This window comes from Actinoplanes sp. NPDC026623, from assembly GCF_040638275.1.
GTDB lineage: Bacteria > Actinomycetota > Actinomycetes > Mycobacteriales > Micromonosporaceae > Actinoplanes.
On the sequence record NZ_JBEZXZ010000263.1, the window covers coordinates 1 to 10,133 of the forward strand.

Consider the following 10,133-nt stretch of genomic DNA (forward strand, 5'->3'; position numbering starts at 1 on the left):
CCGGGAATGGGAGTACGTCATGGCGTCCGGCTCTGTCCCCGTCCCGTCGCCGGGTGGTCAGACCGGCCTGCCGCCAGCGGGCGGTCAGGTGGAGGTCGGCCTCGTCCAGTTCAGAACTGGCCGGGGATTTCGAGCTTGCGGTAGAAGGTGATCTCCGGCGGGCCCTGGGCGCCGGCCTCCTGCATGATCCGCGGTATGTCGGGCTGGCTTTCGAAGAACTTCTGGAACGTCGCCTCGTCAGGCCATTCGTCGATCACGAGCACCTCGCCGTCGCCGGCGGCGAAGGTGTGCCGGGTGGCGCCGACGGCCTGCCCGGCGCCGGAGACGCCCTCCATCAATGCGGCGTTGGCGTTGGCGAATCGTTCGAGGGCGTTCGGGTCGGCCTTGACACGCAGGATCATGACAACGGGCACGTGACCTCCAGAATCTCCTGAGGAGTCCACCCTATTCACTGGTAATGCCTTATCGGCGTCGATTCACTACTACGAGTGACGTCGAAGGCGCCCGCCCGACCGATGCCGGCCGGCTCGGGCAGCGCGGTCACCGGGCGGCCGCGCAGCGCCTCCCGGGTGAAGTCCCGCCAGAGCCGGGCCGGCAGGTTGTCGCCCTCGATGGCCTTCCCGGCCTTGTCGCGGATCGGCCCGGGGTCGCCCTTCCCGATCCACACCACGCTGGCCAGTTCCGGTGTGTAGCCGGCCATCCAGGCGTCCTGGTTGTCGGAGGTGTCGCCCCACTGCTGGGTGCCGGTCTTGCCGGCGGCCGGCCGGTCCGGCGTGAAACCGTTCCTGCGTACGACCGCGGCGAGCACGGCGGTGACGTCGGCGGCGACGGCCGGCTCCAGCGCGTTCCGGTCCTGCGGCTCGGCGGTCCAGAGCCGGCGCCCGCCCGGGCCCGCGACCGACTCGACGAAGTGCCGGTGGTGCCGGACCCCGCCGCCGGCGAACGTGCCGTACACGGTGGCGAGGTCCGCGGGCGTGACCGCATAGCGGCCGATCGCGATGTCGGGGCGGGTCTGCCCGGGCAGCGGATCGCCCTTGCCGTCGACCAGCGCGGGGGTGTCGCCGTTGGCGGGCGGGATGCCCAGGTCGTGGGCCATCTTGCGGACGCTGTCCGCGCCGAGCTTCTCCGTGACGGCGTAGAACGGCGTGTTCAGGGACCGGACCATCGACTCTTCCAGCGTGCAGTCCGGGCACTGGATGTCGTCGTGGTTGTGCAGCGGCACGCCGAGCCGGCCCGGAAACAGCCGCGGCGAGCCGCCGTCCCATCGCGACTGCGCGCTGATCCCGGCCCGCAGCGCGGCGGCCAGCACGATCGGCTTGAACGTCGACGCGGCGGGGTGCGCGGCCGAGGCGTCGTCGAAATAGCCGCGCTGCTTGCCGCCGTAGTGTGCCAGGACCCCGCCGCTGCGCGGATCCACCGCGACCAGCGCCACCCGCAGGTCCCTGGGCTGCCCGGCCAGGTGCCTGGCGACCTGGGCGAGGCCGGCGGCCTGCGCCTGGGCGTCCAGGGTGGTGACGACGGACAGGCCCCGCGTGTGCAGCGCCCTCGAGGTCACGCCGTGGTCGGCCAGCTCGTGCTCCACCCGGTCGATCACGATGCCGTTCGGCCCGGCGTCGGCCGCCCGGGACGCCGACGCCGCCGGGTACGCCAGATTCCCGCCCAGCCAGCCCTTCTCCCGTGCCGCGGCGGCGATCCAGGTCCAGCGCTCCCGCGCCGCCGCCGCGTCGTTGGCCGGGTCGAAGCCGAACGGGTCCTTGATCGTGGCGGCCAGCACCAGGCCCTGCGCGGCGGTCAGCCGGTCCGTGGTCACCCCGAAGTACGCGTACGCCGCCGCCGCTATCCCGTACGCGTTCCGGCCGTAGTAGATGGTGTTGAGGTAGCGCTCGAGGATCTGGTCCTTGGTGAACTTGCGTTCGAGCTTGACGGCGAGCGCGAACTCCTTGGCCTTGCGGTCCAGGGACACGTCCTGGGTCAGGAACGCGTTGCGGGCGTACTGCTGGGTGATGGTGGACGCGCCCTCGCGCCGGCCGCCGAGGTTGGCCACGGCGGCGCGCAGGATGCCGCGTACCGAATATCCGGAGTGGTGGTAGAAGTCGCGGTCCTCGGCGGCCAGGATCGCCTGCCGCACCGGCAGCGGCACCGCGGCCAGCGGCACGTCGTTGTGGTTCTGCGTGCCGACCCGGGCCAGGATCGTCCTGCCGTCGCGGTAGAAGAGCGTCGACGCCTGCACCTCGACCGGATCGTCCGGCAGCGGCACCGACCGCACGTAGCCCACCACGGTGATGCCGGCCGCGGCCGCCGACACCGTGACCACCACCGTCGCCCACTTCAGCAGGCGCCGCGCCCGGCCCGTACGCCGGTGACGCGGTCCGGACTCCCTGTGTTCGCCAGTTTGATCAGACACGTCTTGCAGACGGTTGCGACCGTCCGGCGGGTGGCGAAAACCGCGAACTACTTTGCGTCAGCCGCCGTAACCCGTTCGAAACCCGTCCTGAGCTGCGCCTCTGCGGAGGTTCAACGAGATCGGATGCGATTTGTCTCGATCTCCCGCGTAGCATCTTCTCCTTCCGATCCGACCGGAGAAGGTGGCGGCGCGGATTCCCGGCACCCACTGACAGGTCAAGGGGGAGCGATGGCCGTCGTCGACGCGTGCACCCGCGACGGGCGCGGCGGCAGCCCGACCGCTGTCGTGATCGACGACGGCACGCTCACCGACGAGGCGCGGCGCGCGGTCGTCCGCGCGGCCGGCACCTCGCACGCCGCGTTCGTCGACACCGCGACCGGTGGCGCGCCCGCCGTGCGGTTCTTCACCGCCGAGGGTGAGCTGCGCAACTGCGGCCACGGCACCATCGCCGCGCAGGCGTTCCTGCTGGAACAGGGCGGCGCGAGCCACCACCGGGGGCGGCAGCGCACCGGCGGCCGGACCTTCGCGACGACGGCCGACCGGCGGCCGGAGGGCATCGAGGTCTGGTTCGACCAGGGCACGATCGAGCTTCGGGACGCGGGCGGCACCGGCGGCGTCGTCGCGGCGCTCGGCCTCGCGCCGGCAGACGTCACCGGCGACCTGCGGATCGCCTCTCCCGGCACGCCGCGGCTGCTCGTCGGCGTCCGCGACCGCCGGGTGCTGCTGTCGATGAGGCCCGACCTCGACCGGCTCGCCGCCGAGTGCCGCCGGCTCGGCCTGCTCGGCTGCTTCCCCTTCGCGCTGTCGGCGGCGGGCGGGTCGGCGGACGCCCGGATGTTCGCACCGGCGATCGGGGTCGGCGAGGACGTCGTCAACGCCAACAGCTCCGGCTGCCTCGCCGCCCACCTGCTCGCGACGGGCCGGGGCGGCGGCCTCGAGGTCCGCCAGGGTGACGCGCTCGGCCGGCCCTGCGTGGTCCGCGCCGCCGCCACGGACACCCCCGCCGGCATCGCCGTGCGGATCGGCGCGACGGCCGCGACTCACCTCGCGGGTTGACCGCGGCGGCCAGAATCGACGTCATGCACCCCTTCGAACCATTCACCGGCGTCCTGGTCCTTCCCGACCGGGCGGTGTTCGGCAGCACGTCATCGGTCATGCTCGGCGACGGCGAGCCGGTCGCCGCCATCCGCTGGCACAACTGGACCGCGCGGGCCCGCTTCGAGATTCTCGACCCCTCCGGATCGAGCCTGCTCGCCTCCGGATCTCGGGTGGGTTTCTGGGGACGGTCCTACCGGGTGCTCGGCCCGCGGCAGGAGCCGGTCCTGGACCTGAAGATCAGCGGCTGGGGCCTGTCCGGGCGTTCCACGATCACGCTGCCCGGCGGCCGCGTCCTCAGCGCCAAGGGCAACTGGTCGGCGCGGAAGTTCGCCGTCGTCGACGAGGCGGGCGCGCCGGTCGCCCGGCTGGTCACCACCAGCCCGCACTTCAGCTTCCGGCCCGACAGCCTCGCCCTGGAACTGCACGTCCCGGTGCTGTCGATCGTCCAGGGCGCCGGGCTCGCGCAGTGCATGCGCGCCGCCGCCGAGGCGGAGCGCAGCACCGCCGCGGCGGCAAACGCCTGAGCGGGCCGCACCGCGATGACCGTCGATTCGCGTCGGGCTATGATCCGTATCACCGTGGGGGCCGGGCAGGCATGTGGTGAGCGGAGGTGCCTCGGTGATCGGGTCCGAGAACGGCCGGGGATGGTTCGAGGCGCCGCCGCCCGCGCCGGGTAACGAGCCGACCCAGGTGCATCCCGTCGTCTCCGCGCCGCCGTCCGCCAGGCCGCCGACGGTGGCCGCGCGCGCGGTGATCGTCTACCAGGACCGGCCGCGCCGCCCCTGGCGGCTCTGGGTGTTCACGGTGGCGCTCGTCGCGCTGACCGCCGGTGTCGTCCTCGGACAGACGGTCGCCTACAAGCCGGCCTACCGGCAGGCGGCCGGCGCGGAGACCGTCGCGGCGGCGCCGTCGTCCAGCCCGCCCGGCCAGCCGTGGCCGGACGCCGCGCACCGGGTGACCGCGCCGCTCGGCAAGGTGCGGACCAGGACCCTCGAGGTGGTCGGCGCCTCGGCCGTGTTGCGGGTCAGCAGCGCCGACCTCGGCGAGACCCTGTTCGACATCGCGACGGCCGACCGCGGCGCGGTTCCGGTGGTGACCGACGGCAAGCGTGGTTCGCGGCTCGAACTGACCCGGACCGGCGAGGCCGGCACCGCGGGCGCGGAGATCCGCCTCAACGCGAAGGTGGCGTGGGTCCTGCGGCTCACCGGCGGCGCGTCCGAGCGCAACATCGACATGCGGGCGGGTGGCCTGCGCCGCATCGAGGTCAACGGCGGCACCGCCCACGTCGTGCTGCAGCTGCCCGAACCGGACGGCACCGTGCGGCTCTCGGTGATCGGCCCGGTCGGCGAGCTGGTCGTCCGCACGAAGGCCGGCACGCCGGTCCGGTTCCGGCTGGGCGGCGGCGCGGGCACGGCCGTCGTCGACGGGAACACCCACCGCGAGGTCAAGGCCGGCGCCGCGCTCGCCACGGCCGGGTGGGACAGCGCCGGGGACCGATACGACGTGGTCACCTCCGGCGCCGTCACCTCGGTGCACACGGCGACCTACTGAGGCATCACCCGTTCGGGTGAACGACGACCTTCAGGCCGGTGCGGGCGGCCGCGGCGGCCATGGCGGCGGTCACCTCGCTCAGCGCGAAGACGTCCGAGACGAGCGGCGCCAGCTCGACCAGGCCCCGCGCGACCAGGTCGATCGCGCGGGGATAGACCTCACCCATCCGGCGCACCAGCACGAGCGTCAGCCCCTTGCGGCGGGCGAGCCCCGCGCTGAACGAGGTGCGGTCGCCATCGGGAATGCCGACCAGCACGACCCGGGCGCCGGGCCGGGCCAGCCGCAGCGCCGCGTCCACCGCGGCGTCCGAGCCGGAGACCTCGAAGACCACGTCCGCGACGCCCTGCTCGCCGGCCGGCTCCGCGCCGAACCGCGCCGCGGCCGCCATCCGGTGCGGCAACGGCTCGGCGGCGAGCACCCGGGTGGCGCCGTGCCGGAAGGCCAACTGGATCAGCAGCAGGCCGATCGGGCCGCAGCCGACCACCGCCACCGTCGAGGCCATCCGCAGGTGGGCGAGGTCGAGCGCGTGCAGCGCGACGCCGAGCGGCTCCAGCAGGGCGCCGTCGTCGGCGGACATCCCGGCGGGCAGCCGGTGCAGGCGGCCGGCCGGCCAGGTCAGGAACTCCCGCAGGCCGCCGTCGCGGGAGCCGTGCCCGGCGAAGATCACGTCCGGGCACAGGTTGCCGTGCCCCGCCCGGCAGGATCCGCAGGCGCCGCACGGTACGGCCGGGTCGATCGCGACCGCGACGCCGTCGTCCGGCCCGCCGCGGATGACGCCCGCCATCTCGTGGCCGAGCACCAGCGGGCGGGCGAGCACGGCGTCGCCGATGCCGCCCTCGGCGAACCAGTGCAGGTCGGAGCCGCACAATCCGACCGAGGTCACCTCGACGAGCCGGTCGCCGTCGCCGGCCGGCTCCGGGCGCCGCTCGGTGTGCAGCCGGACGTCGCCCGCGCCATGCAGGCGCGCCACTCGCATGCTGAGCTCGGTCACGGATGGACGCTAACACCGTGATGCCGGATCGCGGGCCGACGATGGATCAGTCATGATCAGCGACATGGACGAAACCGAGGCGCACCGACCATGACCGCCGCCGACCTGCGGGCGATGCTCGTCGCCGGCCATGTCACGCACGCACCGGGCGTCTACGACCCGGCCAGCGCCGCGCTCGCCGTCCGGGCCGGACACCGGGCCGTGCACCTGTCCGGGCCGGCGATCTCGGCCACCATGCTCGGCCGGCCCGACCTCGGCTTCGCCCCGGCCACGCAGATCGCCGACCGGGCGGCGACCCTGCTGCCGGCGCTCGGCGGCGTGCCGCTGCTGGCGGACGCGGACGTCGGCTACGACGATCCGGACCATGCGGTGTGGACCGCGCTCGCCTACCGGCGGGCCGGGATCAGCGGCCTCTGCCTCGACGACGGCGACGACGCCGGCCTGACCGCGGCCCGGATCGCGGCGCTCGTCGAGCGGGTGCCCGAGGTCGTCCTCATCGCGCGGGCCGGCGGACGGGGGCTCGACGAGACGTTCGAGCGGTGCCGGGCGTACGCGGCGGCCGGCGCGGACGCGGTTCTCCCCGTGGGCGTCCGCGAGGCCGACCTCGGCCGGCTGCGGGCCGCGCTTCCCGGCGTACCCATGGTCGTCTGCCGATCCGAGGCCGCGACCGGCGGCGGGCGCCTGACCGGCGCGGAGCTGGCCGGGCTGGGGGTGGGGCTGGTGCTGCACCCGCTCGCCGCCGTGCTCGCCGCGCTGCGGGCGGCGTCGCTCGCCTACCGCGCGATCGCCGAGGAGGGCGACGCCGAGCGGGTCGACCGGATGCCGCCGGCCGTCTACGCCACGCTGACGGATCGGCCGGAGCCGGAAATCACCGCGGAGATCAATAAGATCGACACCTGAGGTCCTGTCACCCGTTTGGTGATTCCCACAATGCCGGACCTATTGTTCAGGCAATATTCGGGTATTTCCCTCCGAGAAGGTTGTCATGCCGAAACCGGCGCCGGTGCACCGCAATCCCATCCTGATTGCGATGTTCTGCACCGCGGTCGCCATTCCCTCGGCGACGGCACCGTCCCGGACGGCCGCGACCGCCGCCGCGCCGACCGTGCAGCCGGGCACCTTCCAGGGTTCCGCCTTCGACACCTGCACGGCGCCGTCCGGTGCGAGCATGGCGGCGTGGCTCGCCTCGCCCTACCGGGCGGTCGGCGTCTACTTCGGCGGCGACAACCGGGCCTGCACCCAGGCCGACCTCACCGCCGGCTGGGTCAGCACCCAGGCCGCGGCCGGCTGGCACCTGATCCCGCTCTACGTCGGACCGCAGGCCTCCTGCACCCTCGCCACCAGGAAGAAGAAGCGGATCCACAACGCGCGGGCCGCCGCGCAGGGCGCCACCGCCGCCCGGGACGCCGCCGCGCGGGCGCGCGCGCTCGGCCTGGCCGCGCAGAGCGTGCTGGTCTACGACATGGAGGCGTACCGGACCGGCGACGCCGCCTGCCGCGCCGGCGTGCTCGGGTTCATGGGAGCCTGGACCGCCCGGCTGCACGACCTCGGCTACCTGTCCGGCTTCTACAGCAGCATGGGCTCCGGCGTGGCTGACCAGGTCGCCAACTACGCCGCACCCGGCTACGTCCGCCCGGACTATCTGGATTTCGCCCGCTGGGACCGCGCGGCCACGATCATCGACGCGGCGATCCCGGCCGGCCACTGGTGGCCGCACCGCCGGATGAAGCAGCACACCGGCGACCACATCGAGACCTGGGGCGGCGTCCCGATCAACATCGACAGCAGCACTGTCGACTTCGCGCCGCCGCCCGCCGCGAGATCGGGCGACCTCAACCGCAACGGCTGGTCGGACGGGCCGGCCCGCACGGCGAGGACCGACGACCTGTTCCTCTGTCAGCGGCGGAGGAAGCTCCCCAGGAGCCGGGCCCATTCGCCGGGATTCTCCAGGTGCGCGTCGTGGCCGGCGCCGGCGATGACGGCGTGTTCGACGTCCGGCCGGAGCTCCACCATGCGCGACACCTCGTCCGCCGTGGTGGTGCCGTTCTCGCCGCGTACCAGCAGGGTCGGCGCCGTGACCCGCGCCCATTGCGCCCATTGCGGCGACTCCGCGACCGGCTCGATGGCGGCCCGCATCACCTCGGGCTCGAAGCGCGGCCACAGCCCGTCGGCGCGCTCCTCCAGGTCGTCGACCCAGGACCGCGCGATCGGGGTCGAGCCGAGGAAGCCGGCCGCGGCCCGCGCGTCGCGAAACGGCACCGGCCACGAGGCGAACCAGGCGCCCAGCCTGGCCGGATAGTCGTCGGTGTCGTCGCGGCCGCCGACGCCCGCCTCCAGCATCACGAGCCCGCTCACCAGGCCGGGATGCCGGGCGGCGGTCAGCATCGCGGTGTGTCCGCCCATCGACTGGCCCACCAGCGTCACCGGCCCGCCGCCCGCGAGTTCACCGATGACGGCGACCACGTCGTCGACGTACGCCGAGCGGGAGAGGTCGCGGGGGCGGCGGGTGGAGCGGCCGTGACCGCGCTGATCCATCGCGATGACCCGGCGGCCCGGCAGCAGGCTCTCGGCCGTGGCCCGCATCTCCCGGCCGCTTCCGGCCAGGCCGTGCAGCAGCACCACCACGTCGTGGCCCGAACCGCCGTCCAGGCAGGACAGCCGGACGTCGTCGCGGTGGATCTCCGCTCTCTTCATCGGCCTATTCAACGTGACGCTCTACCGAAGAGATCGTGGGGGAGCTTGCGGACCTCGGCGAGCACGTCGTTCCAGGGGAACGAGCCGCCGGGGTCGCGGTGGGAGCGGTTGGGGCTGGTCTGGTCGGTGAGCACGACGCGGACGCCCTCGGCGCGCAGGCAGCCGATGCTGCGGGCGTAGGCGCCGTAGCTGGCCAGCGCGCGGTTCATCCAGGGGGCGACGATGATCGGCTTCCGGTTGCCGATCGCCTCGCAGACGACGCCGACGGCGAGGGTGTCGCTGATGCCGTTCGCCAGTTTGTTGACGGTGTTGAAGCTGGCCGGGGCGACCACGTAGGCGTCGGCGGGGGGCAGCACGTCGGGATCGTGGGGGTTGGCGTACGCCGACCGGACCGGGTGGCCGGTGAGGTCGGTCAGGTGCGCCGCGTCGACGAACCGGGCACCCATCGGAGTCGTGATCACGCACACCCGCCAGCCGTCCGCGATGGTGTCGGCGATGAAGTCGTAGCTGGTCGCGGCGTTGCTGACGCCGCAGATGACGGCATAGAGAACAGGCGATGCCGAGGTCAAAGTCGGTCTCCTCGGTGGGTAGCAGCGGGGTTACCGCGCGTGGGGCCCCGGCATCCGGCGGTGCTGCGGTCGAGCACTGCCGGCCAGGGCCCCATGCGCTTCGGTGGTCACCCGCGGCAACGAGTGACGCTGCGGCGTCCGGTTCGGGTCGCCGTCTCAGGTGATCATGTCAGCGGCGCCGATCGGCGATCAGCTTGCGACGTCGAACTCGCCGTCCTTGGCGCCGCCCACGAACGCGGCCCACTCCGCGGTCGTGAAGACGAGTGCCGGGCCGTGCGGGTCCTTGCTGTCGCGGACGGCCGCGCCGTCGCCGAGCAGCGCCACCTCGACGCAGTTGTTGCCGCCGTTGCCGTTGCTGCGGCTGCTCTTCTTCCACAGCGCGGAATTCACCTCGGGGATGTTCATGGTCAGATCTCCGTTCCATGTTCGGGACCAACTCTGACAAATCGCACGGCCGCGCCGACGGCTTCGCCGGCCCGGTTCGCCGGCCTCGGGGGAGACCGCCGTGCTGGTTCCCAGCGTGGGTCCGTGCGGCGGCCCTGGGTTGCCCACCTGGCAACCCACTAACGACCGAGGACTCCGCACCGCTCGGCCAGCCCGCGCAGATCGGCGCCGCCGGCCCGGCGGTGGCTCTTGTCCAGCAGCGCGAGGACGCTGTCGCGCACCACGGGGCTGAGCCGGACCCGCAGCGGGGCGGCCCGCTCGGCGTGCCGGAACGCCTCGATCGCCTCCGGGCGGCGGTCCAGCTGCTCGAAGGCCCGGCCCACGTCGACCCAGAGGTACGACATGCGCTCCCGGTTGGGCACCGGCCGCTCGAGGAGCGGCC

The 10,133-nt window shown here is 73.6% G+C and carries 10 protein-coding genes and 2 pseudogenes; 5 read left to right on the forward strand and 7 right to left on the reverse strand.

What is annotated here, in order from left to right:
- Nucleotides 1-110: 110 nt before the first annotated feature.
- Together AB0F10_RS41095 and AB0F10_RS41100 are read right to left on the reverse strand one after the other, a co-directional pair.
- Nucleotides 111-413, reverse strand: a complete 303-nt coding sequence (locus tag AB0F10_RS41095) for a hypothetical protein (protein WP_360638645.1) — start codon at nucleotides 411-413, stop codon at nucleotides 111-113.
- A 35-nt stretch (nucleotides 414-448) separates the two neighbouring features.
- The gene (locus AB0F10_RS41100) at nucleotides 449-2,404 is read right to left on the reverse strand and encodes a transglycosylase domain-containing protein (RefSeq protein ID WP_360638648.1); all 1,956 of its coding nucleotides are present in this window, start codon (nucleotides 2,402-2,404) and stop codon (nucleotides 449-451) included.
- A 228-nt stretch (nucleotides 2,405-2,632) separates the two neighbouring features.
- On the opposite strand from AB0F10_RS41100, the gene AB0F10_RS41105 reads away from it, so the two are divergent.
- The 3 genes from AB0F10_RS41105 (at nucleotide 2,633) to AB0F10_RS41115 (ending at nucleotide 5,053) form a co-directional block, all read left to right on the forward strand.
- Nucleotides 2,633-3,460 carry a PhzF family phenazine biosynthesis isomerase gene (locus AB0F10_RS41105; RefSeq protein WP_360638651.1) on the forward strand — a complete coding sequence of 276 codons (828 nt, stop codon included), beginning with the start codon at nucleotides 2,633-2,635 and terminating at the stop codon, nucleotides 3,458-3,460.
- Between the two features lie 23 nt (nucleotides 3,461-3,483).
- The gene (locus AB0F10_RS41110) at nucleotides 3,484-4,026 is read left to right on the forward strand and encodes a hypothetical protein (protein ID WP_360638654.1); all 543 of its coding nucleotides are present in this window, start codon (nucleotides 3,484-3,486) and stop codon (nucleotides 4,024-4,026) included.
- A 94-nt stretch (nucleotides 4,027-4,120) separates the two neighbouring features.
- Nucleotides 4,121-5,053: a hypothetical protein gene (locus tag AB0F10_RS41115; protein WP_360638657.1), complete on the forward strand. Its 933-nt coding sequence runs from the start codon at nucleotides 4,121-4,123 to the stop codon at nucleotides 5,051-5,053.
- 4 nt (nucleotides 5,054-5,057) lie between these two features.
- Here AB0F10_RS41115 and AB0F10_RS41120 read toward each other — a convergent pair whose 3' ends face one another.
- The gene (locus AB0F10_RS41120; RefSeq protein ID WP_360638660.1) at nucleotides 5,058-6,044 is read right to left on the reverse strand and encodes an alcohol dehydrogenase catalytic domain-containing protein; all 987 of its coding nucleotides are present in this window, start codon (nucleotides 6,042-6,044) and stop codon (nucleotides 5,058-5,060) included.
- 90 nt (nucleotides 6,045-6,134) lie between these two features.
- On the opposite strand from AB0F10_RS41120, the gene AB0F10_RS41125 reads away from it, so the two are divergent.
- Nucleotides 6,135-6,944 (forward strand): isocitrate lyase/phosphoenolpyruvate mutase family protein, encoded by an 810-nt coding sequence (locus AB0F10_RS41125; RefSeq protein WP_360638663.1) that lies wholly within the window; start codon nucleotides 6,135-6,137, stop codon nucleotides 6,942-6,944.
- 268 nt (nucleotides 6,945-7,212) lie between these two features.
- Nucleotides 7,213-7,824 (forward strand): annotated as a pseudogene (locus tag AB0F10_RS41130) (DUF1906 domain-containing protein); the annotation flags it as partial.
- Nucleotides 7,825-7,940: 116 nt separating this feature from the next.
- Here AB0F10_RS41130 and AB0F10_RS41135 read toward each other — a convergent pair.
- The 4 genes and pseudogenes from AB0F10_RS41135 to AB0F10_RS41150 all read right to left on the reverse strand — a co-directional run.
- Complete coding sequence (locus AB0F10_RS41135; protein WP_360638667.1) at nucleotides 7,941-8,738, reverse strand: alpha/beta hydrolase; 798 nt, start codon at nucleotides 8,736-8,738, stop codon at nucleotides 7,941-7,943.
- Nucleotides 8,739-8,746: 8 nt separating this feature from the next.
- Nucleotides 8,747-9,307, reverse strand: coding sequence for a flavoprotein (locus tag AB0F10_RS41140; RefSeq protein ID WP_360638669.1), 561 nt, complete (start codon nucleotides 9,305-9,307; stop codon nucleotides 8,747-8,749).
- A 189-nt stretch (nucleotides 9,308-9,496) separates the two neighbouring features.
- Nucleotides 9,497-9,712, reverse strand: a complete 216-nt coding sequence (locus AB0F10_RS41145) for a DUF397 domain-containing protein (RefSeq protein WP_360638671.1) — start codon at nucleotides 9,710-9,712, stop codon at nucleotides 9,497-9,499.
- 158 nt (nucleotides 9,713-9,870) lie between these two features.
- Nucleotides 9,871-10,133: pseudogene (locus tag AB0F10_RS41150) on the reverse strand (hypothetical protein); the annotation flags it as partial.

Bases quoted from the DNA above. Each gene is read 5' to 3' on its own strand.
- AB0F10_RS41105 (WP_360638651.1), top strand. From the start codon at position 2,633: ATGGCCGTCGTCGACGCGTGCACCCGCGACGGGCGCGGCGGCAGCCCG.
- AB0F10_RS41135 (WP_360638667.1), bottom strand. From the start codon at position 8,738: ATGAAGAGAGCGGAGATCCACCGCGACGACGTCCGGCTGTCCTGCCTG.
- AB0F10_RS41145 (WP_360638671.1), bottom strand. From the start codon at position 9,712: ATGAACATCCCCGAGGTGAATTCCGCGCTGTGGAAGAAGAGCAGCCGC.
- AB0F10_RS41110 (WP_360638654.1), top strand. From the start codon at position 3,484: ATGCACCCCTTCGAACCATTCACCGGCGTCCTGGTCCTTCCCGACCGG.
- AB0F10_RS41125 (WP_360638663.1), top strand. From the start codon at position 6,135: ATGACCGCCGCCGACCTGCGGGCGATGCTCGTCGCCGGCCATGTCACG.